The 25,222-nt window shown below is 61.6% G+C and carries 22 protein-coding genes; 13 read left to right on the forward strand and 9 right to left on the reverse strand.

The genetic code is table 11. The features are described from left to right. Positions 1 to 49: 49 nt before the first annotated feature. The 5 genes from M1D51_RS07545 (at position 50) to M1D51_RS07565 (ending at position 5,412) form a co-directional block, all read left to right on the forward strand. Complete coding sequence (locus M1D51_RS07545) at positions 50 to 1,141, forward strand: ABC transporter permease (protein ID WP_458109097.1); 1,092 nt, start codon at positions 50 to 52, stop codon at positions 1,139 to 1,141. 2 nt (positions 1,142 to 1,143) lie between these two features. Continuing rightward, positions 1,144 to 2,160 (forward strand): ABC transporter permease, encoded by a 1,017-nt coding sequence (locus M1D51_RS07550; RefSeq protein ID WP_458109098.1) that lies wholly within the window; start codon positions 1,144 to 1,146, stop codon positions 2,158 to 2,160. Further along, positions 2,157 to 3,863, forward strand: a complete 1,707-nt coding sequence (locus M1D51_RS07555; RefSeq protein WP_458109099.1) for a dipeptide ABC transporter ATP-binding protein — start codon at positions 2,157 to 2,159, stop codon at positions 3,861 to 3,863. Before M1D51_RS07550 ends, M1D51_RS07555 begins: the two co-directional genes overlap by 4 nt. Before the next feature lie 121 nt (positions 3,864 to 3,984). Then, on the forward strand, positions 3,985 to 4,374 hold the full coding sequence (locus M1D51_RS07560) for a chorismate mutase (RefSeq protein ID WP_172326015.1): 390 nt from the start codon (positions 3,985 to 3,987) through the stop codon (positions 4,372 to 4,374). 3 nt (positions 4,375 to 4,377) lie between these two features. Next, on the forward strand, positions 4,378 to 5,412 hold the full coding sequence (locus M1D51_RS07565; protein ID WP_458109100.1) for a hypothetical protein: 1,035 nt from the start codon (positions 4,378 to 4,380) through the stop codon (positions 5,410 to 5,412). Between the two features lie 52 nt (positions 5,413 to 5,464). Here the strand turns inward: M1D51_RS07565 and M1D51_RS07570 are convergent, their stop codons facing one another. The 6 genes from M1D51_RS07570 to M1D51_RS07595 form a co-directional block, all read right to left on the reverse strand. Beyond that, the gene (locus tag M1D51_RS07570; protein ID WP_458109101.1) at positions 5,465 to 6,190 is read right to left on the reverse strand and encodes a DUF4166 domain-containing protein; all 726 of its coding nucleotides are present in this window, start codon (positions 6,188 to 6,190) and stop codon (positions 5,465 to 5,467) included. Between the two features lie 24 nt (positions 6,191 to 6,214). Next, positions 6,215 to 7,507 (reverse strand): DUF58 domain-containing protein, encoded by a 1,293-nt coding sequence (locus M1D51_RS07575; RefSeq protein ID WP_458109102.1) that lies wholly within the window; start codon positions 7,505 to 7,507, stop codon positions 6,215 to 6,217. Between the two features lie 154 nt (positions 7,508 to 7,661). Then, complete coding sequence (locus M1D51_RS07580) at positions 7,662 to 8,777, reverse strand: AAA family ATPase (RefSeq protein WP_458109103.1); 1,116 nt, start codon at positions 8,775 to 8,777, stop codon at positions 7,662 to 7,664. Next, positions 8,774 to 9,976 carry a DUF4350 domain-containing protein gene (locus M1D51_RS07585; RefSeq protein ID WP_458109104.1) on the reverse strand — a complete coding sequence of 401 codons (1,203 nt, stop codon included), beginning with the start codon at positions 9,974 to 9,976 and terminating at the stop codon, positions 8,774 to 8,776. Before M1D51_RS07585 ends, M1D51_RS07580 begins: the two co-directional genes overlap by 4 nt. After that, a complete protein-coding gene (locus tag M1D51_RS07590; RefSeq protein ID WP_458109105.1) occupies positions 9,973 to 10,665 on the reverse strand; it encodes a DUF4129 domain-containing protein in 693 nt (230 codons plus the stop codon). Before M1D51_RS07590 ends, M1D51_RS07585 begins: the two co-directional genes overlap by 4 nt. Continuing rightward, positions 10,662 to 11,642 carry a glycerophosphoryl diester phosphodiesterase membrane domain-containing protein gene (locus M1D51_RS07595; RefSeq protein WP_458109106.1) on the reverse strand — a complete coding sequence of 327 codons (981 nt, stop codon included), beginning with the start codon at positions 11,640 to 11,642 and terminating at the stop codon, positions 10,662 to 10,664. Before M1D51_RS07595 ends, M1D51_RS07590 begins: the two co-directional genes overlap by 4 nt. A 529-nt stretch (positions 11,643 to 12,171) precedes the next feature. On the opposite strand from M1D51_RS07595, the gene mtrA reads away from it, so the two are divergent. The 7 genes from mtrA to secA all read left to right on the forward strand — a co-directional run bounded on the left by mtrA (position 12,172) and on the right by secA (position 22,750). Continuing rightward, a complete protein-coding gene (gene mtrA, locus M1D51_RS07600) occupies positions 12,172 to 12,846 on the forward strand; it encodes an MtrAB system response regulator MtrA (RefSeq protein ID WP_172323780.1) in 675 nt (224 codons plus the stop codon). A gap of 178 nt (positions 12,847 to 13,024) precedes the next feature. Beyond that, positions 13,025 to 14,818 (forward strand): MtrAB system histidine kinase MtrB, encoded by a 1,794-nt coding sequence (gene mtrB / locus M1D51_RS07605; protein ID WP_458109107.1) that lies wholly within the window; start codon positions 13,025 to 13,027, stop codon positions 14,816 to 14,818. Between the two features lie 2 nt (positions 14,819 to 14,820). After that, positions 14,821 to 16,533, forward strand: a complete 1,713-nt coding sequence (locus M1D51_RS07610; RefSeq protein ID WP_458109560.1) for an LpqB family beta-propeller domain-containing protein — start codon at positions 14,821 to 14,823, stop codon at positions 16,531 to 16,533. Between the two features lie 993 nt (positions 16,534 to 17,526). Continuing rightward, positions 17,527 to 17,760 (forward strand): ComF family protein, encoded by a 234-nt coding sequence (locus tag M1D51_RS07615; protein ID WP_458109108.1) that lies wholly within the window; start codon positions 17,527 to 17,529, stop codon positions 17,758 to 17,760. A 158-nt stretch (positions 17,761 to 17,918) separates the two neighbouring features. Next, positions 17,919 to 18,647, forward strand: coding sequence for a ribosome hibernation-promoting factor, HPF/YfiA family (gene hpf / locus M1D51_RS07620; protein ID WP_458109109.1), 729 nt, complete (start codon positions 17,919 to 17,921; stop codon positions 18,645 to 18,647). Positions 18,648 to 18,676: 29 nt separating this feature from the next. Next, positions 18,677 to 19,966: a winged helix-turn-helix domain-containing protein gene (locus M1D51_RS07625; RefSeq protein WP_458109110.1), complete on the forward strand. Its 1,290-nt coding sequence runs from the start codon at positions 18,677 to 18,679 to the stop codon at positions 19,964 to 19,966. 42 nt (positions 19,967 to 20,008) lie between these two features. Further along, positions 20,009 to 22,750 (forward strand): preprotein translocase subunit SecA, encoded by a 2,742-nt coding sequence (secA, locus tag M1D51_RS07630; protein WP_458109111.1) that lies wholly within the window; start codon positions 20,009 to 20,011, stop codon positions 22,748 to 22,750. 150 nt (positions 22,751 to 22,900) lie between these two features. Here secA and M1D51_RS07635 read toward each other — a convergent pair whose 3' ends face one another. Together M1D51_RS07635 and M1D51_RS07640 are read right to left on the reverse strand one after the other, a co-directional pair. After that, positions 22,901 to 23,323 carry an Rv3235 family protein gene (locus M1D51_RS07635; RefSeq protein WP_253951743.1) on the reverse strand — a complete coding sequence of 141 codons (423 nt, stop codon included), beginning with the start codon at positions 23,321 to 23,323 and terminating at the stop codon, positions 22,901 to 22,903. 151 nt (positions 23,324 to 23,474) lie between these two features. After that, on the reverse strand, positions 23,475 to 24,245 hold the full coding sequence (locus M1D51_RS07640) for a LysM peptidoglycan-binding domain-containing protein (protein ID WP_458109112.1): 771 nt from the start codon (positions 24,243 to 24,245) through the stop codon (positions 23,475 to 23,477). Positions 24,246 to 24,393: 148 nt separating this feature from the next. Between M1D51_RS07640 and M1D51_RS07645 the strand changes: the two genes are divergently transcribed. Then, complete coding sequence (locus tag M1D51_RS07645; RefSeq protein WP_458109113.1) at positions 24,394 to 24,960, forward strand: hypothetical protein; 567 nt, start codon at positions 24,394 to 24,396, stop codon at positions 24,958 to 24,960. Here the strand turns inward: M1D51_RS07645 and M1D51_RS07650 are convergent, their stop codons facing one another. Beyond that, positions 24,961 to 25,194, reverse strand: a complete 234-nt coding sequence (locus M1D51_RS07650) for a helix-turn-helix domain-containing protein (RefSeq protein WP_172326258.1) — start codon at positions 25,192 to 25,194, stop codon at positions 24,961 to 24,963. Positions 25,195 to 25,222 lie beyond the last annotated feature (28 nt).

The following is a 25,222-nucleotide window of genomic DNA, read 5'->3' on the forward strand; positions in this document are numbered from 1 at the left end:
ACGCATGAGCCCAATCTGCGCAATCCACGGGCAGGAAATACAGGTAATAATGACAACACTTATAGAGGTACCCGAGGCCGAGCCCGGGATCGTTGCTCCCAAGAGCAAGTCCAAAGCCGGGGGAGGGCTTGGCAGATACATCGTCATCAGGTTCTTCCTGATCATTCCCACCGTCTTCATTTTGGTGACGCTGGTGTTCTTCCTGATGAGGGTCATTGGAGATCCCATTACGGCATCACAAGGCGGCCGGCTCCCTCCGGACGTCCTGGCCCAGCGCATCCACGATGCCGGCTACGACCGCCCCATCCTTATCCAATACTTCGAATACCTCGGCCAACTGCTCACGGGCAACTTCGGAACCACCATCACGGACCGGCGTCCAGTGGTGGAAGTGCTTACCACCTTTGGGGCAGCCACCCTTGAACTGTCCATCAATGCACTGATCGTCGCCCTGCTGGTAGGCATCCCCTTCGGCCTTATCGCTGCCCGGCACCGGGACAAGACACCGGATGCCCTGCTGAGGTTCTTTGCAATCCTCTGCTACGCCACGCCCGTCTTTTTCGCGGGCTTGCTCCTCAAACTGACATTCTCCGTGTGGCTGGGATGGTTCCCGGTTGCCGGGCGCGCCTCCACCCGGACGGAGCTGACCATGAGCGGCCTGGCGGCGCCTTCAGGGATCTATTGGCTCGATGCGCTCCGCAGCGGCAACTTCAATGCCCTGGGGGATATCGCTTCCCATGCAGTCCTCCCGGCCCTTGCCCTGGGCCTGCTGACGGCCGGCGTCTTCCTTCGCTTGGTGCGTACCAACGTCATCGGCACGTTGGGAAAAGACTACGTAGAGGCGGGACGTTCCAGAGGCGTCAGCGAGTTCCGGTTGGTGACCAAACACGCCTACAAGCCGGCATTGATCCCCATCATCACCGTTATGGGCCTGCAGATTGCCCTGATGCTCGGCGGCGCAATCCTGACGGAAACCACGTTCGAATGGAAAGGGCTGGGGTATCAGCTGGTGCAGTATCTGAACGCCCGTGACTTTGTGGCCGTCCAAGGAATCGTCGTATTGCTGGCCATTATTGTTGCCGTCACCAACTTCATCGTGGACATTATTGCCGCGCTCATCGATCCCCGAGTGAGGTACTGACCATGAGCACACCTGCGCTGACCGCACCCAAACAGCCGTTGTTCTCCCGGTTGCCCGTAGTGTCCCACTTCAAGAAAAGTGTTGGCCTCCAACGCGGCATGTTGATGGTGGGCCTGGTTCTCACCGGCCTACTGATCCTGACCAGTATCTTCGCTCCACTGCTTGCCCCCTACGGCTACTCGCAACTCAGCGACGCCTCAGGTTCCTTCCCCACCCAGGAAGCCCCTGGCGCCAAGCATCTGCTGGGAACCACCGTCAGCGGTTATGACGTACTGTCCCGGGTCATCTGGGGATCGCAGACGGCGGTGACGGTCATCGTCGTGTCCGTGGCCATGTCAATTTTCCTCGGCGTCGCGCTGGGCCTCCTGAGCGGCTACTTCGGCGGCTGGCTGGACCGGATCCTGGTGGTCGTGGCTGACGCCATCTACGCTTTCCCCACCTTGCTCCTGGCCATCGTCATCTCGATCGTCATCAGCAAAGGCCAATCCAGTTTCTGGGGCGGAATCTTCTCTTGCGCGTTCTCCATCACCGTGGTCTTCGTGCCACAGTACTTTCGGGTCATCCGCGCCGAGACCATCCGGCTCAAAGCAGAACCGTTCGTCGAATCGGCCAAGGTTCTGGGCGCCTCCAGCATGCGCATCATTGGGCGCCACATCTTCAAGAACGCCACACGGACCCTGCCACTGATGTTCACCCTCAACGCCTCAGAGGCGATCCTCACTCTCGCGGGGCTGGGCTTCCTGGGGTTCGGTATTGAACCTACTTCCGCTGCGGAGTGGGGTTTTGACCTGAACAAGGCACTGGCCGATACCTCGTCCGGTATTTGGTGGACCGGTGTCTTCCCGGGCATCGCCATCGTGCTCACCGTCCTGGGCCTGACCTTGGTAGGGGAGAGCATCAACGATCTCAACGACCCCCGAATCCGCGGACGCAAGCGGGCAGGCGCACCCACAGCGCCAACAACCCCGGCAGTACCAACAACGGCGGCCTCAGAGCCCGAAGAGGCAGGGAAGCCATGACCACCAACCTTGGACATATCTCAGACCGCGCCGGCAACGCTGAACCTGTCCTCAGCATTGATCGGCTCCAAGTAACGTTCGCCACCGACGGCGGGGATGTTCACGCAGTTAAGGATGTCAGCCTCGACGTGAAATCCGGCGAGGTGGTTGCGATCGTGGGGGAGTCGGGATCGGGAAAGACCGTCACCGCCAAGACCATCCTGGGCCTGCTCCCTGAAACGGCCATCAGTTCCGGTGCCGTGCTGATCAATGGCAACAATGTGATCAGCGTCAGCAAATCCACGCTGCGCAAGATCCGTGGCCGTGATGTTGCCATGGTGTTCCAAGAGCCCTCCACCGCCTTGAACCCGGTATTTACCGTGGGCTGGCAAATCGCGGAAGGAATCCGGGCTCACGCCACGGACGGTAGGCGTGTCTCGGCCAAAGAGGCCAAGCTGCGGGCTACTGATGCCCTCCGCAAGGTGGGTATTCCTGATCCCGAAACACGGGTCAACTACTACCCGCACCAGTTTTCCGGCGGCCAGAAACAACGCGTTGTCATCGCAGCTGCCCTTGCCTTGAATCCGGGCCTCATCGTGGCAGATGAGCCCACCACTGCCTTGGATGTCACGGTCCAAGCCGAAATCCTGCAGCTCCTGCGGGACCTGAGGGATAACTACGGCACCTCGATTGTCCTCATCACCCACAACATGGGTGTGGTGGCCGATCTGGCGGACCGGGTAGTGGTCATGTACCAGGGCGATGTAGTGGAGGAGGCTTCTTCCCGGGTCCTCTTCGCTGAGCCAAAGATGGAGTACACCAAGAAACTGCTGGCGGCCGTTCCGCACCTGGGACGTCATTCGGCCTCCGAAGGTGCCCGTGGCCGACTCCATCAGGACGGCGAAATCCTGGTGGAAGCGAAGAACCTCACCATCGAGTACCCCGGCCGCTTTGGCCGGAATGGCTTCAAGGCCGTGGACAACGTCAGCTTTACTGTCTCGGAGAATGAGGTTTTTGGGCTCGTCGGTGAGTCCGGCTCGGGGAAGTCCACTATCGGGCGGGCCATCGCGGGCTTGAACCGGACCACGGGCGGCAGCCTGAAGGTGCTTGGCTACGAGATGCTGGACTTCAAGGAGCGCACCTTCCGTCCGCTCCGCAAGGAGATCGGTTTCGTCTTCCAGGATCCGGCGGCCTCGTTCAACCCCCACCTCACCATCGGGGAATGCGTCGCCGAACCGTTGATCATCCACACCAAACCGAGCGCGGCTGAGGCGCGTAAAAAGGTCGGCGAGTTGCTCGAGTCAGTCCAGCTGCCGGCGTCGTACGCGCAACGGTACCCGCACGAACTCTCCGGCGGACAGCGGCAGCGTGCGTCCCTGGCGAGGTCGCTGGCGCTCAACCCCCGCCTCCTGATTGCCGACGAGCCGACGTCCGCACTGGATGTTTCGGTCCAGGCCAAGGTCCTGGACCTGTTCAAGGACATCCAGGAACAGTTTGGTTTTGCCGCCCTCTTCATCAGCCACGACCTCGCAGTGGTGGACATGTTGTCCCACTGGGTGGGAGTGCTGTACAAAGGGCAACTCGTGGAGCAGGGAATCGGCAACCACGTGATGGGCTCACCGCAGCACGACTACACAAAACGGCTCATCGCCTCCTTGCCTGTGCCCGACCCTGACGAACAAGCACGACGGCGGGAAGCCCACCGCGCCCTCTTGGGCGGCTAGCTCCGGAGAACGTGGAGGTCGGGGAAAGGCACGCGCCGTTGCACGGTGCGTGCCTTTCCCTCATTCCGGGGGCAAAGGTAACACCCGCGTCGGCACCTTTGGGCACCATAGACTGGGATGCATGACCGAGCAGAACAACGCCCTTCCCGATGCCGCCGATTCCTTCAACCCGGCAGCGAGTTCCCTGGCCGGCCAAGTGGACCGTGCCGTCATGGATGAGTTGCTGTCCATCCGGTCCAGCATTGACAACATCGACGCAACCTTGGTCTTCCTGCTCGCTGAGCGCTTCAAAGCCACCCAAAAGGTAGGAATCCTCAAGGCCACCCACAAGCTTCCCGCCGGAGACCCGGGCCGTGAATCAGCCCAGATTGCACGCCTGCGCAGGCTCGCCGAAGACGCGCACCTGGATCCGGCGTTTGCAGAGAAGTTCCTGAACTTCATCATCAGCGAAGTGATCCGCCATCACGAGGCAATCGCAGAAGATCACCAGATTTCAAGCCAGCAGGCATAAACGATGCCGTCAGTGAATGACTCGCGGGCCAGCGCAACCGCCTTGGGACCGTGGCCGGGCACCGACCCCGCCGAGGCCACCCGGATTATCCGGGGGGAACTGGGCGATCCCCATCTTCCGTTCCTTCCCGAACTTCCGGACCGCGGCGTGGGTTCGGATGCCGTGGGCCGTTCCGGTTCCTTGCTGGTGGACCTGGCCCTCGATGTTCAGCCGCATGGTTGGCGGTTGGTGGACAGGCCGGGGAAAGATGCCCAGCGGGCCCGCTCTGCAATGTCCACCGATATCAACGTCCTGGCCGATATCGCCGGCACCGAAGACGTTTCGGCAACAGAACTGAAGATTCACTTGGTTGGCCCCCTAAGCCTTGCCGCCAACCTCTACCTGCACAACGGGGAACGCGCGCTCCTGGACTACGGTGCCCGCCGCGACATCGCCGAATCTTTGGCTGCCGGTGTCGCCGAGCACATCCGCCGGGTCTCTGCTGCAGCACCCGGGGCAGGCATTGTGGTCCAGGTGGACGAACCGGACATCGCTTCGGTGATGGCCGGAACCATCCCGACAGCCAGTGGGTACAGGACGCTGAGGTCGGTCTCCGGTGAAGAAATTACAGGGTCCTGGCGGTTGCTGGTTGAGGCACTCAAAGCCTCCGGTGTGGTTGAGACCGTGGTGTCCGTACCGGAGATCGAAGCACCGATCGAGCGGGTCCTTGCGGCAGGGGCGGACGGCATAGCACTTCCCCTGAGGGCTCTTACAACCCGTCAATGGGAGGAGTTGGCAGGTGCCGTGGAAAACGGAAAGCGCGTCTGGGCCGGCGCCGTCCCCACCTACGATCCACGGGCGGAACTGCCGCGCACCTCGGAGATCGTGGAGAGCATTTGGAAGCCATGGCGCCAGCTTGGGCTGCCGGCATCGGGTCTGGCAGGTCTCCGGGTCACTCCCGCGACAGGACTCGCCGGCTACAAGCCCGCGGCGGCCACATCGGTGCTGGCAAAGCTCACCCAGGTAGCTGACGGGCTGGACCAGTTGGCCCAAGGCTGAGGAGAACTGCCGGGAAGCGGGCCGAACGGGACACCAGTGCCCGTCGGTCGTGTCAGACTCGTTGTTCCCAACGATCCGGTTCTGCATATCGGGGAAGCGCCGTGCCCGGTGCTGTTCCCGGCAAATACGGTGCCAGCCGGTAATCGAAGCGTCCTGCATAGACCAGAACCAATCCAATCTGCGGCTGGATGACCTTGACCTGAATACGATGTTTGCCTTCGGCGCTGTCCCACCACTGCTCAGCGTAGGCTCTAGCGTCCAAGGCAGCCGGCAGGGGTATGCGTAGGGGCCCCAGCAACAGCCGGCTCGCATTGGAGACACCACGAAGCCGCCCCTCCGCAGTAACGCTGACATCCAGGTCCGTCACCAGCCGCCGATACCGGCCCACATGGTCAACCAGGCGCGCACGGTTATTCCCGCCACCCGCGCCGGGACCCGGAACAATGGCACTCGTGGTGTCGTGAAACAGCCTGGTACCCGTGGGGAAATAGATTTCCCGCCGGGCTGTCAATGCCGGACGCCCGAACGGATCCACGTGCGCGTGGTTCTCGATCCTGAACCGGATACCTTCACCGTATTCAGGGAAGAAGGCTTCCTCGCTGCCGGTGAGGGCGAGCAGGGGACGCAGCCATTTCTGCCGGCAGCCCACCACGTCAAAGACGCCTTCGCCTATGCCATAGGAGCCCGAACCGGCTGCCAATGAAAAGTACTCCTGAAGTTCGGGAGTCAGCTTGGTGAAGTCATCGCCGAGTGCCAGCTGGTATATGGGGGAATTCATGGCAGTCCTTTCAAGAACCGGGATCTAGAGTCGTCCGGCCGCTTTGAGCCGGATGTAGGTGTCCGCAAGCAGGGGTGGGACGTCAAGCGGTTCGGCGTCCACCACTTCGGCGCCGAGTTGCCGTAGTTGGGCCGTCACCGCGGCGCGTTCCAACAGGGCGCGTTCGGCGGCTGCGGCGCGGAACACCTGGCTCGCGGTGGTCCTTTCCTCCTTCATGGCTGCCAGAAGCGGATCCCTGACTGAGGCCACCACCACTACGTGTTGACGCGACAACTGCGCCACGGTGGGCAACAGGCCCTCTTCGGGGGCGCCGCCGTCGAGCGCTGTCAATAGCACCACCAGCGACCGGTGCGCTGATACGGCCCTGACCTGTCCCGGGATTTGCTGCCAATCCAGCTCGATCAGCTCTGCCTCCAGCGGGGCCATCGCCTGGACCAACTGGCCCAGCATGTTCCCTTTGGATGCAGACTCCACCCGGGCACGCAACCTGCGGTCGTAAGCGAGGAAGTCAACCCGGTCCCCGCCGCGCTCTGCAAGGACCGAGAGCAGCAGCGCCGCTTCAATTCCTGTATCGAGGCGCGGCTCGTCCTCGATCCTGGCGGCGGCCGTGCGGGAGGTATCCAGGACGATGACCACGCGCCTGTCGCGTTCCGGGCGCCAGGTCCGGACCACCACGGAAGAGCGGCGTGCCGTGGCCCGCCAATCGATGGAGCGGACGTCATCACCGCGTACGTAATCGCGGAGGGAATCGAATTCCGTGCCTGCCCCGCGGATCTGCACGGCGGCCCTGCCATCAAGTTCCCGGAGCTTGCGAAGCTTGGACGGCAGGTGCCGTTTTGAGTGGAAGGGAGGCAGGACCCTCAGCTGCCCGGGGAGCACCCGCGTCCGTTGCCTGGCTGCCAGGCCAAGCGGACCCTTGGACCGGATGGTGATGTGCGGACTTTCCAGGTCACCACGGCGCCGGGGGACCAACGCCACCCTCATGCGTCGACGCTCACCCGGGGGCACAGTCAACGACTGGATGTTCTCGATGGCTCCGGCCGAAGGCTGCCACGCATCCCTGATGGTTGCCCGCACCGTCCGCCGGGTGGGATTGGCAACCGCCACCACAGTCTCCGCCCGGCCCTCCAGCGTCACGTTTCCCGGGTGCTGGCGGGCCAAACCAAGGCGTGCGGGCGAAGCAGCCAGGAGCAGGTCCAAAACCAGTAACAGCAACAGGCCCAAGGCGACAAACAGGACGGTGCTCCATTCCGGAATCAGCACCAGCGGGACCAACCCGGCCAGTGCAAGCAGCACGAAACGACCCGTCACCGCCATTCAGGCCGCCTTAGCCAGGTCGCAGCGGAGCGGGTTTGCGGGTCGGAACTCACCGGGGCGGACGTTACGGGGGCCCCGCAAATCGCCGCGGTACTGGACGTCGCCCCGGTACTGGAAGCCGCCGCGGTACTGGAATACAAGGCAGTACGGGAAGTCACCGCGGCACCGGAACGGACGCCAGAATGCTGCCCAGGACATCGTCCACCTGGATGCCGTCCATTTGGGCTTCGGGCCGAAGCCCCACACGATGCCGCAGGCACGGCAAAGACAACGCCTTGACATCGTCCGGTGTCACAAAGGTCCGTCCGGACAGCCAGGCCCAGGCCTTGGAAGTATTGAGCAGCGCCGTTGCACCGCGCGGAGAGACTCCCAGCTGGAACGACGGCGCAGACCGGGTGGCACGGACAACGTCAACGATGTACGCAAGGATTTCCGGGGCCACCGCTACGTGGGCTACTGCGGCCTGGGCGGCTGCGAGTTCTGCCGCGCCGGCCACTGGACGCACGCCTGCTGCAGCGAGGTCCCTCGGATCGAAGCCGCTGGCATGGCGCCGGATGACCTCGATTTCCTCGGCACGGCCCGGCAAAGGCATGGTCAGTTTGAGGAGGAACCGGTCCAGCTGGGCCTCGGGGAGGGGATACGTGCCCTCATACTCCACCGGGTTCTGCGTTGCGGCTACGATGAACGGGCTCGGCAGCGGGCGGGAGACGCCGTCGACGGAAACCTGGCGTTCTTCCATAGCTTCCAAGAGCGATGCCTGGGTCTTGGGCGGAGTGCGGTTGATTTCGTCCGCGAGCATGATGTTGGTGAACACCGGGCCTTCGCGGAAGGTGAACTCCGAGGAATGGGAGTCATAGACCAGTGAGCCGGTGACATCACCGGGCATGAGGTCAGGGGTGAACTGGACACGTTTGGTGTCCAGGCTCAAAGCGGTGGACAGTGCCCTCACCAGCAGGGTCTTGGCCACTCCGGGCACCCCTTCCAACAGGACGTGACCCCCGCAGAGCAAGGCGATAAGCATGCCCGTGACGGTGGGATCCTGCCCCACAACGGCTTTGCCCACCTCAGTTCGGACATTCAGCAGGGACTGCCGGGCAGGGTCTTCGTTTGCGGAACGGTGGCCGTTTCCGGAGGGATCCCCTCCTTGCGGCGCGTATTGCTGAGGCATGGCCTGAGGCGCGACATCCGGTTGGGGAACATTCTGTTGAGGCGGGACACCACCGGTCTGCTGGCTGGTGCTCTCCGTGTAGCTGTTCGGCTGGCTGCTCATCGGGTGGTCGCCTCCTGTTCGATTCGTTCGATCTGTTGTGCCCATTGCACCAGTTGTCCTTCGTTGTCAGGCCTGAAGTCGAGGAGCACCGATCTGAGATCCGTAACCGGCCGCTCCACGTGTCTGGAAGAGGCGTCCACGATTGCCTCCGGGGTGGCGTCCATCCCAAGGTTGAAGTGCCGCGCCAAACGGGCCAGCGTGCCTGCCCGCAAGTTCTCCGCCGCACGGTCCACTGCCCGCGAGTCCTGGTAGAGCCTTGCCCTGCCTTCGGCCGTTTCGGCAGCTTTCACCACCACTGGAAGCGGCTCGAAGACCAGGGGCCCCATGCGTCGGCCGCGCCAGGCGATTGCCAGGAGCACCACGATTGCGAGCCACGGTCCCACGAAAGCGAGCCAGCGGGGTGCCAGTTCATTGAGAGTAGGTGTTGAGTCGGTTGCGGCGAGGTCTCCTGCTCCGGGCAGGTACCAGACCAGTTTCCGGTCCTTGCCCAAGGTGCGGAGCGCGAGGGCTGCATTTCCCTCGGAAGCCAGATGCTGGTTGTTCAGCAAATCCGTGCTGCCCATGACCACCACCCGGCCGTCCGCCGATGCCGCGTAGAGGCCGGACCCCTGACCTGTTGCCGGGTAGCACACCACAGGGCCCGAATAGATAAAGCCCTGGGCGGAGATTTTGCCTGCCACGAGGGCGTCTTCCAGCTCGCATCGGGGTTCAAGAACCTTTGTTCCATCAGGAACCACGCCCCCGGGGCGGAATTCCTGCTCCAGCGCATTGAGGGTCCTCAGTCGCGGATTGACCAGCACTACGTGGTTTGCGGTGTCCGTTATGTCTTCGAGCTGCGTCCGGTCGAGGAAGCCACGGGGGTCGTAGATGAGAACAGTGGTCTCGTTAGATTCGGCCAAGGCATCCATGGTGTCTGCCAACGTATCGGTCGGTGTGACCGAGACACCGTGACGCCCGAGGATTTCAGCTGCAGCCATTGCGCCGTCCGGGGCCGGGTTGCGGGAAGACAGTGGCCGGGGATCCTTGGCGCCCGAGACACTGGAGACTGCCAGATAGGCCACCAAACCAGCCAGGAGGGCGCCGATCATGATCCAGGCCAGGTGCTTTCGGAACCAGGTGCGGAAAGTACTCCCACCGGATGGCGTCTTTGAATCAGCTTCACCTTGGACCGTGTTCTCTTTGAGCGTGGGGGTTGTCATCCGGGCACCGCGAATCCGGCGTGTGCCTGTCCAGCGAAGTCAGGCTTCATGTCCAGGAGATCTGTATCAAGCAAGCGAATGGACTCGTAGTCCGAGGCAGTTGCCCCCTGTTCGCCGTAGCGCACGGCATCGAAAAGGCGGGCTGCCGCATCCAGCCGGGCCTGTGCTGAACCAAATACCTGCCCCAACTGATTCGCCACTTCATCGGCTGTCCGCCCTGCACGCACGTCGATGATGTCGCGCTCTTCCGCGGAGCGGACAAGTGCCCTGAACTGATCGACGACGGCGGATGGCCAGTCGCCGTCGTCGGCTGCGGTTGCCGCGCGCTTCCTGTAGCCCTCGGAATCGACACTGGCGTCGTCGCCGTAGATATCGACTCCAGCAGCTTTACGACGCGCGTTCAGCCGGGGCCGGACCACAATCACCGCGGCGACAATGAGCGCAAGGGCCACAGCTATCATCAACGGAATTCCAAGGTCCGGTCCTTGGCCCAATCCCTCACCCTCCAGCGACGACAACCAGTCGAGAAAGTCACGCCACAATTGGTCCAGCCAGCCGGGTTGGGCATCAGGATACCGGGGATTGGAAAGTTCTTCAGCCGCCCAGCGCCGCGCCTCTTCGCGGTCCGGGGTTACCGGCGGCTCCATGGCCGCCAACGTGGTGGCTGCATCCAAGGGGATGACCGTCATGCCGGAGGCCGTGGCCCGGGAGGCGAAGCCGGAAACTGTCCGCCTTGCGGCGGCTGGTTTGGAGCTTGGAGTGAAGCATCCGGGCTTGGAGTCGAGGGGCTGCCGGGCACTCCATCGGGATCGGCACCCGTTTCCATCAGCCGCATCAGCTCCACGTCCAGGCCATCACGGCGCATGCGCAGGTCCATGTAGATCAAGCCAAACACGGAGGCCTGAAAGGCGAACGTTACCGACCCCACCAAAGCCCCGATCACTGAAGAAATGATCGTGGTGACAACCAGGGTGGAAGTAACAGACTCCGCATCAGGGTGGGGAGTAACCACTCCGCCAATGGCAGTAGCCGCCAAGGACGCGGGGATCTGGACGATCTGGGCAATGACGCCCACCATGATCGCAACCACCAACGTAATGCCGAAGATGCGCCACCAGTTGTTCCTGGTCAGCTGCCAGGACCTCAGGAGTCCGTCGTAAACACCTGTCCGCTCAACGACGATCGCGGCCGGCGCCAGCATCAACTTCAACCCGATCCAGACAAAAAGCACCGCCGAACCAAGCCCCAGGGGCAGGACAAGCAACAACGCCCCGGGCCCGATGGCGGTAAAGAGCAGAACGGCAACACCCACCACTGCCGCGGCTGCCAGCAGCCCGCCGATAGTCAGCAGAACCGCGACGCCCAGCAGCGGCCAGATCCTTCTGCCGGCCAACTTCCACATCTGCTTGAAACCCGTACGCCGGTTAAGGACCGACCGCGCCACCGGCACCACCAGGACGCCTTGAAGGACCGAGCCCAGAAAACCGATCAGCACCGAGACACCCAAAGTACTTGCCATAATGGCGAGGAAGGGACCCATGGCTTCATTGAAATCCGCTTCAGAGTTGACCGATTCAAAAGAGGCGGTCAGTTGGAACATTCCCACCGTGACAATGCCGATGAAGATTGCGCCGATGGCCTGCACTATGAGTGCAGAACCGAACATGGAAGCAGCGTTGCGACGGATCGTCTGGAATGATCCGTCCAGGATCTCGCCGAACTGCAAAGGCCGCAGCGGGATGACTCCCGGCTTCGGGGGAGCGACGTAAAGGGGCTGCCCGTAGGGTGGGCCGGGTGGCCAACCCGGAGACGGTTGGCCATACTGCCCGCCGCCTTGCGGGGGCGCCCACGCAGAAGGACCGCCCCATTGTGGTTGGTTGCCCCACGCGGGTTGGTTGCCCGGTTGTGGTTGGTTGCCCCACGCGGGTTGGTTGCCCGGTTGTGGTTCCCGGCCGTGCTCTGGTTGTGACACGTTATCCTCCCCATAAGACCCGGCCCGCCGACCTTCGACGTCCCCCAAACGGACCTTGGCACCCAGCCTATAGTCCCGCCGTCGTCCCTCATAGCCCGACGCCCGGGCAGCCGCAGCAGGCAGGCTCGCGCAGTTGTGCAGTACGGTGGAACTGCCCTTGGGGCGCCATGCCGTGCGCTGTGCCCAACGGGACAAAGACTTGGTGATAAGGGAATATATAACTATGAAGGCACGCATTCTGGTAGTTGACGACGACGAAGCGCTCGCAGAGATGATTGGCATCGTCCTGCGCAATGATGGTTTCGAGCCGGTGTTCTGCGCAGATGGCGGCAAGGCCTTGGAGATCTTCCGTTCGTCCAAGCCGGATCTGGTCTTGTTGGACCTGATGCTGCCTGGGTCCGACGGCATCGAGGTCTGCCGGCAGATCCGCGGCGAATCCGATGTGCCGATCGTCATGCTGACGGCAAAGTCGGACACCTCCGATGTGGTCCGCGGCCTGGAATCCGGCGCGGACGATTACGTGCCGAAGCCCTTCAAACCCGCCGAGCTCGTGGCACGCGTTCGTGCCCGACTCCGTCCAGGGGACCAAAAGGCCCCCGAAACCCTGCGCATCGCTGACGTGACCATCGACGTCGCGGGCCACTTGGTCACCCGTGGCGGTGACCGCATTTCATTGACCCCTTTGGAGTTCGATCTCCTGGTGGCGCTGGCACGCAAACCCTGGCAGGTCTTCACCCGCGAGCTGCTCCTCGAGCAGGTCTGGGGCTACCGTCACGCCGCGGATACACGTTTGGTCAACGTCCACGTCCAGCGTCTGCGGTCCAAGATCGAACGCGACCCTGAGGCGCCCGAGGTCGTTCTGACGGTGCGTGGTGTCGGATATAAAGCAGGTTCCTGAGTCTCCGGCCGGTAAAGCCGGCGCGGCCGAAGGTGACCTTAGGCCCCAAGGTCCGGAGGCGGCCGGTGTCCAGCAAGTGACCCCGGCTTCGTCAGCGACCCCCGGCACCACTTCTGATTCATCCCCCGGGGAGTCTTTACCGTCAACTGCAGCCCAACCGCGGCAGAACACTCGGACAGTGCCATGGCTCCTTTCCCGGGCGCGAATCTGGACACGGCGCGGACTTATCCTGGTGCTGCGGGTTTCGCGTCTGGTGTCCCTTGGCGTGCGGCAGATCAGACCGGGGCTGCGTCATCTTTGGCGCTCATTGTTGAAGCGCTGGCGGCGTTCCCTGGAATTCCGGACAGTTCTCACCACCCTGTTGCTGGCAGTGACATCCTTTGCCATTGTGGGCGCTTACTTGTCCAATCAGATAGCCAATAACCTTTTCCAGGAGCGTCTGGCCCAGGCCGAGTCCGAGTCGCGCTATAACGTCAAGCAGGTCCAGGACACGTTCGACGGCGCTCAGGTCACCGATCAGTCCAGCGTCATCACGTTGGTCTATGACACCCTGACGGCCGTGGAGGGCCGTGGCTCGGTGATCCAACGCCGCTATGTTTTCGAGGCGAAGCCTGAGCAGACCAAGCCGCGCAACCGCTGGGTTGAGTCGAGGGCCTCCGATCAGTTGACGGTCCGGGTGATACCGCCGGAGCTCCGGAAGGCTGTTCAGGAAGGCGGCAAGCAGCAATTCTGGGCTTCCACACAATTTCCTGTCGGAAATGAGGACCGCCCAGGCATCGCCGTGGGAAACATGGTCACGTTCAATGGCACGTCCTATGAGCTGTACCTGATTTACGACCTCAATACTGCCCAGCAAACGTTGGACGAAATTCAGAACGTCCTCTGGGCGGGTGGAGCTGCCCTGGTCCTTATGATCGGGGCCATTGCCTGGTATGTGACGCGCAACGTAGTCAGTCCTGTCAGCCATGCTGCCGTGGTCTCGGAAAAGCTTGCGGCCGGTCAACTGCAGGAGCGCATGGTGGTTAAGGGCGAGGATGAGGTGGCACGACTCGGTGCTTCGTTCAACCACATGGCGGCGAGCCTCCAGGAACAAATCACCCAGCTGGCTACTTTGTCGCAAATGCAGCAACGATTCGTTTCCGATGTATCCCATGAGCTTCGCACCCCGCTGACCACGGTCCGAATGGCCGCCGAGGTCCTCTTCGACGCCCGTGAAGACTTTGATCCCATGAATAAGAGGTCCGCCGAACTGCTGTACCACCAGGTAGAGCGTTTCCAGTCTCTGCTCTCTGATTTGTTGGAGATCTCCCGCTTCGACGCCGGCGCAGCCGTTCTGGATGCAGAACCCCAAGACATTTTCCAAGTAATCTCCCATGTCATGGAGGGTGCAGCACCTGTTGCAGCTGAATACGGCTCAGAGGTCCGCCTCAACGCCCGGCAGAAGAGCATCGTGGTGGAGATGGACTCCCGGCGGATCGACCGGATCCTCCGCAATTTGCTGCTCAATGCCTTGGAGCATGGAGAAGGAAAGCCGATCCATATTTCAGTAGCAGCCAACCATGAAGCTGTTGCTGTTTCGGTCAGGGACCACGGCATCGGGATGAGCCAGGCAGAAGCGGCCAGGGTGTTCGATCGATTCTGGCGTGCAGATCCTGCCCGCGCCCGGACCACTGGTGGCAGTGGTCTTGGCCTGTCCATCGCAGCGGAAGACACCAAACTGCACAACGGTTGGCTTCAGGCGTGGGGCAGCAAGGGATCCGGTTCCAATTTCCGGTTGACACTTCCCCTTCGGCAGGGAGGCACTATCGTGAAATCTCCGCTTCAGCTTGAGCCAGCGGACATTGAGTTCCCCGGGGCGGTGGGTGACCGGCGCATGCTCATCCTGGGCACAGAGTCCGGGACGGGCCAACAGCGCTCCCATCCCGGAGCCGGCAAACCGGCGCCTGACACTGAAACAGGACGGGGAGCATGACCATGGCGCGCTTCCGGAGATCACGTGCGATCGTGGCGGTGATGGCCGTCCTGATGGTGCTGCTGGCCTCCTGTGCGCAAATTCCACGATCCGGCCCGGTTGGTAAAAGCAAGGATGAGGGCGCCGGAAACCCCAACGCGCCGGTCTTCTTTCCGGCAGCACCGCGCGCTGGCTCAAGCCCGGAGACCGTGATTGAGGATTTCTACATGGCCGGCAGCGGCTATGAGGATGATTACCCTGTGGCACGCCAGTACCTCACGCAGGCCCAGTCCGTTACCTGGAAGCCAGACAAACGGGCCATCGTTTTCCGTGAAGCGCAGGTAGTCAAGGCAGCGGGGGAGAACGAATACCTTTACGAACTGGACCTCGCCTATTCGGTGGACGCCGATGGTGTGGCTACACAGTTTCCGCCTGGCACCAAAGAGACGATTCCGCTGACCCTTGAGCAAGTGGAAGGCCAATGGCGCATTTCCAAAGTGCCTGATGGCACGGCCATACCGGAGGAGACGTTCAAGGTCATATACGGGGCATTCCCCATATATTTCTATGACCCTACGTTTACCTATGCCGTGCCCGACTACCGTTGGTTCATCAAGAAGAACACGGTCAAGTCCATGACGTCCGCCGTGCTGGCCGGGCCGGCACCTTATCTTCGTGGTGCAGTGGTTAGCGCCTTCCCGTCCGGCATGAAACTTGCACGGGAGTCCGTGCCGGTTGTGTCCGGCTCCGCGCAGGTGGACCTGTCTGCCAAAGAACTGTTTGATGCCTCGGCGGAGGACCGCCAGCGGATGCAAAACCAGTTGGCTTTGACCTTCAGGGACCAACCTGATGTCATCAATGTCCAACTGCGGGCTGACCAGGACCTGGTAAGGGTTGAGGACAACGGGACGGTACTGCCACCCGTGGTGGATAAGAGCGTTCCGGCCCGCCAGATTGCCGTGAGCAACGGCGATTTGGTGAGGTACGAGAACAACCGGGTGACTCCGCTTCCGGACATACAGTCCGTGTCCGGTTTGGGACCCCATGCGCCGGCTGAGTCGCCGGTTTCCCAAACGGCCGCATTCCTCAACGGTGACAAGACAACTCTGTATGCCATTGAACCCGGGCAGCCCGCACGCCAGCTGACTACCAGGAGCACGCTCACCGGTCCTTCATTCAGTCCGCACGACTGGGTATGGACTGCAGGGCCGGGCGCCAACGGCGCTGCCGAAGTGGTGGCGTTCAAACCTACTGGCGTCGCTCCGGGTATGGCCATCCCCAGTGTCACCATGACGCCCTCCTGGCTATCCGGACGAACCGTCAAGGACTTCAGGGTTTCCAGGGAGGGGACCAGGGCGCTGGTCATTTCTGTAGCCAACGGTAAGTCAACGGCGCAGATCACCGGAATAGTGCGCAACGCAGATGGCGTTCCCAAAGATCTCACCGCGCCCATCACGCTGGTCAGTACCGGTTCGGCTGACCAGGGAGTCTGGGTTAACAGTTCAACAGTGGCGGTGATGTCCGGATCGCCCACAGGAACCGTGGTGCCTGAGTTGCTGTCCCTCGAATCCGGTGAGCCGCAACAGTTGGCTCCCTGGGACGGCCTGACCAGCCTGAGTGCCGGAAACGGTTCGGAACAGATTTACGGGCAATCCGAGGCCGGTGTGTTCCAACGGGTCGGCAACGGGTGGGAACTCCAGCTCAAGGGACCCACGGAGCCGGCATTCCCCGGCTGAGCGCCGGTCGGGATCTACCGATTGTCCACATAGCTTTGAGCGTGCCTTCCAATGACGCCCGTACCCGTCCAGGCTGGCACCATGATCGCAGCAGTCGGGCAGACTTCACCACCAGGCATCGGGACAGCACTCCTTAGTGGCACTGCACCTGTCACAGGCACCGCAGCTCTTATTAGCACCGCAGTTCCTCCTGGGACCGCCGCTCCCAGCGGGGTCCGGTGCGCCGTCGGCACAGGCACTGCCCCAGGCAGGATTCGTGTCACTGATGTTGGTACCCACAGGCGCCTCAGGGGCCGGGACCCAGACCTCCAACCGATTGATCCGGTCCGCGGTCGTCGTCGTGGTCCGGATAAACGGCGCCTCGGCCGGCTTCTTGCGGTGCTCCAGGGAACGGTGCTCGACCTCCTTGGAATGCTGGTTCCGGTGGAGTGCGTTTGCTGTTCAGCGGAGGACACAGTGTTGTGCGGAAACTGCGCCAAGCACGTTCGCCAACTCTGCAGGCAACCTTTCCGGGCAGAACAGGAGTCCCCCGGGTTGGTTCTGACGGACGGCACAGTGAAGCTGGGGGTGGTAGCCGCGGGTCCATACCGGGATGAACTTGCACAGTGCCTCTTGTCCTTCAAGCGCTTTGGCCAATGGCGCTTGGCCGGGGTGCTGGCATCGTGCCTGGGCAAAGCGGTGGAACGTGCCATTGGGGGTGAGCCGGGTTTCTGCCTGGTGCCAATCCCGACAAGCGGCCGGGCTTACCGGAAGAGGGGATTCAGTCCGGTACATCTTTTGCTCTTCGTCGTGCGGATGCGAGGCATGGTGCCGGCGTGCCCAACCATTGATGCGCTGGAGAAAAGACGCGGTCCCACCCGTATCAGCTGGCAATCACCCGGGAGTCTTTTGGACAGGGCAGCCGATCTGTTTGTCGGTGATGGGATATGGGCATCCGGCGCGGGGCAAAAAGGATTGGGGCGGGGCGCCCGGGCTAAAAGAGTCCGCGGATCCATGCGCGTAAGAAGCCGGAGACTTAGGGAAATCAAGGGCAGGAAATGCATTCTCGTCGATGACGTCCTCACTACCGGCGCCACCCTTGCCGAAGCTATGCGTGCCGTGGAAGCAGCGGGAGGTGTGGTCTGCGGCGCCGTTGTTCTTGCGGCCACGAGGCCACCAGCCTACGCTTCCCACCCGGTCGAGGGCGATCCCTATGAAGTCCTCGAGACTCAATCAAAAAATAAGTGACTAAAGGATGAATAACGCGTGGCGATGAACTAACGTCGGTTGTGGGTACCAAGAACAGATGTACCTGTCGATAGCGGCTCGGAAAGGGGCTCGACTGTCCGTCAGACAAGCCCCCAACAGAGTCGTTGTCGTGTCACCTGAGTTATTTGGAGGGCACCATGGAGTTCATGATCAGCGGACGAAATCTCACAGTTTCTGACCGCTTTCGCGAATACGCCGGCGAGAAAATCTCTAAGATTGAGTCGCTGGGGGATAAGGTCCAGCGAGTCGACGCCAAGGTTTCGAAGGAAACCAACCCTCGGCAGACACCGGGCCAGCTCACCGTTGAAGTGACAGTCCTGGGCCGCGGCCCCGTCATCCGTGCCGAGGCTACAGCCGCTGACAAATTCGCTGCCTTCGATCTCGCGTACAGCAAGCTTCTGGAGAGGCTTCGCCGTGCAAAGGACCGGAAAAAGGTGCACCACGGACGCCACACGCCGAAAGCCGTGCGGGAGGCCACAGCAACACTCGAGCCAGCCAGTGCGAGCGAACCGCTCTACGTCGAGGCCGGCAACCACCAGGAAGCTGCCCCACCGGTAGACGAGCGTTCTCCCTACGAGATCGAGAACGACATTCCCGCAGGTGATTCACCTGTCCTGATCCGTCGGAAAGTCTTCCCGGCAGCCTCACTGACGCTGGATGACGCCGTGGACAATATGGAGCTTGTGGGCCACAACTTCTATCTCTTCCTGGACAAGGAAACCAATGCGCCGTCAGTCGTCTATCGTCGCAACGGCTGGACTTATGGCGTGATCACGCTCGACTCCAGCTGCGAACCCGGCGAGGAAGCTGTGGAAGAGAAAATACACGCCTACCGTTCCGATGATCAGGCGTCCACAGCCAAGTAAGGCAACATCTCCTGCATGAAGGGACTTCCATGACCGCTTCGCTGAGCCTCTCACAGGCACGGCGGATCGCATTGGCAGCTCAAGGATTGGCAAGGACCCGGCCCGCCGGCCCCGTGACAGCACGGGCGGTGGGCCGGACCTTTGCCCAACTCCAGCTTGTCCAGATCGATTCCGTGAACGTGGTGGCACGAAGCCATTACCTTCCGTTCTTTTCCCGGCTTGGTAGTTACGACCCCCATATCCTTCACACGATGGCCGGACGGAAACCGCGCCGCATGATGGAGTATTGGGCACACGAGGCAAGCTTTATCCGCCCTGAGCACTTTCAAGACCTCATGGTGTGGCAAAAGCGGGCTTGGGTTGGCGCCCACCACTTGGAACCCCATGTCCGCCAGGATATGGAAGAGCGTATTCTTACCGCACTCACAGCGGGACAACCCATGACGGCTTCGGAACTTACGGCAGAGCTCGGACATGACGAAGAAGCTGACCGAGGCAACTGGGGATGGAACTGGAACATCGTCAAACGGGTCCTGGAACACCTGTTTGAAGAAGGACGGATTTCCGCCGCCTCACGGACACAGCAATTCGAGCGAAAGTACACGTTGACCTCCAGGGTGGTTCCTTTCGTGACACAGCCAGGGGGCACGCCCGAAGACTCGCTTGACCGCCTGATGGATGCTGCCGCCCAGGCGCATGGGGTAGGAACTGCCCGCTGCTTTTCCGACTACTTCCGCACACCCCTCAAAGCCGGCGCGGAGTCTGTTCGGCGATTGGTCCGCGCGGGGCGCCTTCTTCCAGTGACAGTGAAGGGTTGGGAGAGGGAAACCTACCGGCATGTCACTGCCACGGTGCCACGAAAGGCGGAGGGCCGTGCCCTGCTGAGCCCGTTCGATTCACTGGTCTTTGAGAGGCGGCGCCTCGAGGAACTCTTTGGCTTCCATTACCGGATAGAGATTTATACGCCAGCGGCCAAGCGCCAGTACGGCTATTACGTCCTGCCGTTCCTTCTGAGGGACGGAATCGTGGCCAGGGTGGACCTGAAAGCCGATCGGGCGTCCGGCCGGCTCCTGGTGCGCTCGGCGTTCGCTGAGCTCGGAGCTCCGGCAGATACCGCCGTCGAACTTGCCGCCGAACTGGAACTTATGGCCTCGTGGCTCAAGTTGCAGGACGTCGTGGTGTGGCCGGTGGGGGATCTCGCCGGGGTCCTCGCCGAAGCCGTGGCGGATCGTGCTGAGGGCCGTGATGGATTGCTGCAGCCGGACAGTCCGCTGATAGGTGAACGCGGCAACGTGGCACTGGTCTCTCCCGTAGACTGAAACAGCCAGAATTCGGCAGCATGAGACTGGGAGCAATTTCACGTGGCATCACTAATCGAAAAACTTCTCCGCACGGGTGACAAAAAGACACTCAAGCAATTGCGGAACTATGCCGATTCCATCAATGCCCTGGAAGACTCCTTCAAGTCCTTCACGGACGCCGAACTCCGCGAGGAGACGGACCATCTCCGGACTCGTCACCAGGACGGCGAGACCCTGGAAGCGCTCCTCCCCGAAGCATTCGCCGCTGTGCGGGAGGCTTCTTCCCGCACCTTGGGCATGCGCCACTTCGATGTCCAGTTGATGGGCGGCGCAGCCCTCCACCTGGGCAACATTGCGGAAATGAAAACTGGTGAAGGCAAGACCCTCGTGGCAACCGCCCCGGCGTATTTGAACGCGCTGGCCGGCAAGGGTGTCCACGTTGTGACGGTCAATGACTATCTCGCGGAATACCAGTCCGAATTGATGGGCCGCGTTTACAGGTTCCTGGGACTGACCAGCGGTTGCATCCTGTCCAACCAGGATCCCGCAGTCCGGCGCCAGCAGTACGCTGCAGACATCACGTACGGAACCAACAACGAGTTCGGCTTCGATTACCTGCGTGACAACATGGCCTGGGACGCCAGTGAACTTGTTCAGCGCGGCCACAACTTCGCGATCGTGGATGAGGTCGACTCCATCCTGATCGATGAAGCCCGTACGCCGCTCATCATTTCCGGTCCCGCTCAGGGAGACACCAACCGCTGGTACAGCGAATTCGCGAAGGTCGTAGTGCGCCTGCAGCCTGAAGTCGACTACGAGGTCGATGAAAAGAAGCGCACCGTAGGCGTCCTTGAAGCCGGCATTGAAAAGGTCGAGGACTACCTCGGAATCCAAAATCTCTACGAATCGGCAAACACGCCGTTGATCGGATTCCTTAACAACGCCATCAAAGCCAAAGAACTGTTCAAGCGGGACAAAGATTACGTCATCCTCGATGGCGAGGTCCTGATTGTTGATGAGCACACCGGCCGTATCCTGGCCGGACGCCGGTACAACGAAGGCATGCACCAGGCCATTGAGGCCAAGGAAAATGTCGAGATCAAGGCCGAGAACCAGACCCTGGCCACGGTGACCCTGCAGAACTACTTCCGCATGTACTCGAAGCTCGCCGGCATGACCGGTACGGCCGAGACTGAGGCCGCAGAGTTCATGAGCACCTACAAGCTGGGTGTCGTCCCCATCCCCACCAACCGCGACATGCAGCGGATCGACCAGCCGGACCTCGTCTACAAAAACGAAGTCGTAAAGTTCGACGCCGTCGTCCAGGACATCGCCGAGCGGCACGAGAAAGGCCAGCCGGTGTTGGTGGGCACCACCAGTGTTGAAAAGAGCGAGTACCTCTCGAAGCTGCTTGCCAAGGAAGGCATCCGGCACGAGGTTCTTAACGCCAAGAACCATGCACGTGAAGCATCCATCGTGGCCCAGGCTGGACGAAAAGGCGCCGTTACCGTTGCCACGAACATGGCCGGCCGCGGTACTGACATCATGCTCGGCGGCAACGCGGAATTTACTGCCATCGCAGAGCTGGCAAAGCGCGGGCTCGATCCCGAGGAGAACTCCAAAGAGTACGAGGCAGCTTGGCCCGAGGCGCTTTCTGCGGCAAAGCAAGCGGTCAAAGACGAACACGAAGAGGTTCTGGACCTCGGCGGACTGTACGTCCTGGGTACCGAGCGCCACGAATCCCGTCGGATCGATAACCAGCTGCGAGGCCGTTCAGGACGTCAAGGCGACCCCGGCGAATCCCGCTTCTATCTTTCCCTGACGGATGACCTCATGAGGTTGTTCAACTCAGGTGCTGCCGAACGCCTCATGAACAGCTCCGTACCGGACGACGTTGCCCTTGAATCCAAGCTCGTCTCGCGCGCCATCGCATCGGCCCAGGGCCAAGTGGAGGGCCGCAACGCCGAGCAGCGAAAGAACGTCCTCAAGTACGATGACGTCCTTAACCGCCAACGCGAAGCTATCTACGGGGACCGTCGCCGGATTCTTGAAGGTGATGACCTTCACGAAAAGGTCCAGTACTTCCTGGAAGACACCATCAATGCACTCATCGACGCGGCCACTGCTGAGGGAACTGGTGACGATTGGGACTTCAACCAACTGTGGACCAACCTGAAGACCCTCTATCCCGCAACTGTTACCGCTGACGAGATCATCGAGGAAGCAGGTGGCAGGTCCAGGGTCACCGCTGACTTCCTGAAGGATGAGATCCTCTCGGATGCCAGACTTGTCTATCAAGCCCGCGAAGAGGCTATCGGCTCTGAGAGCATGCGCGAGCTCGAGCGCCGTGTTGTCCTCTCCGTCCTTGGGCGTAAGTGGCAGGAACATCTCTACGAGATGGACTACCTCAAGGAAGGCATCGGTCTTCGGGCGATGGCTCAGCGCGATCCCCTGGTGGAGTACCAGCGTGAAGGCTTCGTGATGTTCCAGTCGATGATGGAAGCCATCCGCGAGGAGAGCATCGGATTCCTGTACAACCTTGAGGTTGAGGTCACACCCGCCGAAGATGTAGTGGTTACGGACGACACCCCCGAGGGCACGCACACTGAACATCATGAACCGCAGATCCGGGCTGCGGGTCTGCAGGCACCGGAGAAGCCGGCGCAGTTGCAGTACACCGCTCCAGGTGAAGATGGTGCAACCCAAACGCGTATTGAGGGCCGTGCTTCCGGTCGGTCCGGCAACCCGGCCAAGGCTGCAGGCCAAGAACAGCGAAAGCCGGCAAAGAAGAAGCGTCGCTGATTCAGTACTGCCCGTCAGGTCTATAGCCTGATCGGCTGGCGGGCCAAGTACTGACAGTGTTCAGTCAAAAGGGCGAACCCCGGATTCAAGCTCCGGGGTTCGCCCTTTTTGCTGCCCTCTGGGCGTTTGCCTGCGATTGGTGGGTTCGGGCTATCCGATCTCCAATGCCGTAACCTTCCAGACGCCATCCAGGCGCTCCAACCTCATGGCCACCGCGCGGCATCGTTGTTCTTCCGCGACAACAATGCTTGCCTCACAAATGTCGTCGGAAATAGAGCAGGTTCTAACAGAGCGGACCATGGGGCTGCTGTGTGGATGCTGGTTTCCACGGACCCTTGCGGCGTGTTTGCGGGTGAGTGCTGCCCTGTGTTGCAGTGATGTGTAGCAGTCAGGGTCCAAGGAACGGGAGAGCTGGCTGATGGCGCGTGTGCCGGCCAGGACCTCCAGCGCTGCTTGCGCAATACTGCGGGCAACCAACCGAACGTCGATGTCCCTACTGCTCGAACCGTGGCCCGCAAAAGTTCGTTGGGTGCTTGGTCGGCCGGTGGGCCGGCTAGCGGTGACAACGGTCATGGTCATACCTCAGGCATTCACTGCATGAACGGGGTCGTGGGGACGACCTGTTCTGGTGGCTTCTGCTGGGATGACGCTGAACTTGCTGCTTATGTGGCAGATACGGCCCCTGAGTGGGCCAAATAATTGGGGGTTGCCTACCCCTGGACTGTTAGCCGGGTAGGGGTGGCCGCAGGATCTGGCCCGGGATCAACACTGAAGGATCCACACCGATGGCTGAGCGGTTTGCGGCGTACCACTTGGGCCACATCAATGCGACATCTACGTCCGTGGCAAGGGGCCCCAGCCTCGCTGCTGCAATAGACCAAAGGGAGTCTCCCACCTTCACGACGACGCCGTTTTCCTTCGGAGAGTTCTCTTGCCTGGTCGATGGCCGGCTTAGAAGCCCGGGATCGGTCGAAGGCGATTTCGGCTTCCAGCGTGGGTCGCGCGCTTCCGGCGGCGTCTCGGCCATGGACCTCGGTGATGCCGGCGCAGGCCCCGCAACGGACGTTGGGGTCCAGGCCGGGTGAGGAGACGGCGCAACATTCGCCATCGCGGTTCCCCAACCCGGGTCGGGCGTAGGAGGCGCTGCTTGCGCCATGGGGCCACCCAAGAGATTCAAGCCCACCATGGCTACAGCGAGCCGCAGCATAAAGGCAGGGCTGAATTTGGCGAGGGCCTTGGCCCCTCTTTTGCGTCCGCCCAGGTGTAGCAGGGATGCTAAAAAGGCGAGCAGCAACGAGAGGCTCCACCACGCCACCAATGCCAAGCCGGAACCGGTCGCTAGAAGACCGAGCAGGTTCTCAAACGAAAAGCTCTGGTGATGATGGCCCGCTGACCGCCATTGCTCCAGGAGCTTGGTGCCAACGAAAACCAGCAGCAGCCCAAGGCCCAGGATCGTTGCAGCGAGACATGCGTCGCTGCGTAATTGTCTTGCCATCAAAGCCCCCAAGCTTAGATTGATGCAGTTTGATGCGTTTTGGCATCGTTAGGCCCATTGTGGTCACGTCTGGGGCTTTCTGTCCAATCCGGGATACATGGTGGCGCCTTATTCGCCGTGCCTACATCTTGCAGCCTAGTCTTCTCACATGAGATGGGACTCTCTCTTTGACGACTTGGAAGCACAATTTTCTGCTGAACGTGCTCTGGAAGCGGAATCCGAGATCGCCGAGCGCTCCAGGGTGGAGCTTGCCGGCGTGGCTCTGGGGGATCGGCTCCGAGGTGCAGCCGGCTCTGTGGTCAAGCTCGTTCTGGTGGACAGCAGCATCGTTCAAGGCCTCGTGGGGCGTGTAGGCACCGAATGGTTGGTGTTGTCGGAGGGCCCGCGGCAGTGGCTGGTGCCTTTCGCGGCAGTGCTCAGCTTCGAAGGTTTGGGGAGGCTGGCCCTCAAGCCTGCATCGACGCTCATGCAACTGCCAGGGATCGCCTCAGCATTAAGGGCGCTTGCGAGGGACCGGGCCCCCCTTGTTGTTTATCTCAGCACGCGGTCCGGCAACGGCATGAAGATCGCGGGCGTCATAGACAGGGTCGGCCGGGACCATTTCGATCTGGCTGTGGTCCGGGACGGCGAAGTGAGGCGGGCGGGCAACGTAGCCTCAGTCATGACACTCCCGTTCAGTGCTGTTGCAGCCCTATGTTCAGCAGCAGGGCAGTAGTTATTCAGCAGCAGCCGGTTGGTTCGCCTTGGTTTTTGCTTCCTGAATCATGCGGTTCGCTTCGGCGTAACGCTCCTGGATGTACTGTTCCAGCATTGTCTCCTCGATGCGCCATTGGCCGCGTCCGCCGACCTGAATGGCTTTCAACTCCCCGCTACGCACCAAGGCATAAGCCTGCGGTGAATTGATTTGGAGTTGTTCGGCGACATCCGCCAGAGTCAGGAATCGGGGCATGGCACCATTTTGCCACCGCTGGCGTCTT

It is taken from the genome of Arthrobacter sp. R3-55, from assembly GCF_054161505.1.

Coding starts and splice junctions, on each gene's coding strand:
- M1D51_RS07615 (WP_458109108.1), top strand. CDS start 17,527: ATGCGCGTAAGAAGCCGGAGACTTAGGGAAATCAAGGGCAGGAAATGC.
- M1D51_RS07610 (WP_458109560.1), top strand. CDS start 14,821: ATGGCGCGCTTCCGGAGATCACGTGCGATCGTGGCGGTGATGGCCGTC.
- M1D51_RS07560 (WP_172326015.1), top strand. CDS start 3,985: ATGACCGAGCAGAACAACGCCCTTCCCGATGCCGCCGATTCCTTCAAC.
- mtrA (WP_172323780.1), top strand. CDS start 12,172: ATGAAGGCACGCATTCTGGTAGTTGACGACGACGAAGCGCTCGCAGAG.
- hpf (WP_458109109.1), top strand. CDS start 17,919: ATGGAGTTCATGATCAGCGGACGAAATCTCACAGTTTCTGACCGCTTT.
- M1D51_RS07645 (WP_458109113.1), top strand. CDS start 24,394: ATGAGATGGGACTCTCTCTTTGACGACTTGGAAGCACAATTTTCTGCT.
- M1D51_RS07570 (WP_458109101.1), bottom strand. CDS start 6,190: ATGAATTCCCCCATATACCAGCTGGCACTCGGCGATGACTTCACCAAG.
- M1D51_RS07565 (WP_458109100.1), top strand. CDS start 4,378: ATGCCGTCAGTGAATGACTCGCGGGCCAGCGCAACCGCCTTGGGACCG.
- M1D51_RS07555 (WP_458109099.1), top strand. CDS start 2,157: ATGACCACCAACCTTGGACATATCTCAGACCGCGCCGGCAACGCTGAA.
- M1D51_RS07640 (WP_458109112.1), bottom strand. CDS start 24,245: ATGGCAAGACAATTACGCAGCGACGCATGTCTCGCTGCAACGATCCTG.
- M1D51_RS07595 (WP_458109106.1), bottom strand. CDS start 11,642: ATGTTCGGTTCTGCACTCATAGTGCAGGCCATCGGCGCAATCTTCATC.
- M1D51_RS07545 (WP_458109097.1), top strand. CDS start 50: ATGACAACACTTATAGAGGTACCCGAGGCCGAGCCCGGGATCGTTGCT.
- M1D51_RS07650 (WP_172326258.1), bottom strand. CDS start 25,194: ATGCCCCGATTCCTGACTCTGGCGGATGTCGCCGAACAACTCCAAATC.
- M1D51_RS07635 (WP_253951743.1), bottom strand. CDS start 23,323: ATGACCGTTGTCACCGCTAGCCGGCCCACCGGCCGACCAAGCACCCAA.
- M1D51_RS07590 (WP_458109105.1), bottom strand. CDS start 10,665: ATGACGGTCATCCCCTTGGATGCAGCCACCACGTTGGCGGCCATGGAG.
- M1D51_RS07575 (WP_458109102.1), bottom strand. CDS start 7,507: ATGGCGGTGACGGGTCGTTTCGTGCTGCTTGCACTGGCCGGGTTGGTC.
- M1D51_RS07580 (WP_458109103.1), bottom strand. CDS start 8,777: ATGAGCAGCCAGCCGAACAGCTACACGGAGAGCACCAGCCAGCAGACC.
- M1D51_RS07585 (WP_458109104.1), bottom strand. CDS start 9,976: ATGACAACCCCCACGCTCAAAGAGAACACGGTCCAAGGTGAAGCTGAT.
- M1D51_RS07550 (WP_458109098.1), top strand. CDS start 1,144: ATGAGCACACCTGCGCTGACCGCACCCAAACAGCCGTTGTTCTCCCGG.
- M1D51_RS07625 (WP_458109110.1), top strand. CDS start 18,677: ATGACCGCTTCGCTGAGCCTCTCACAGGCACGGCGGATCGCATTGGCA.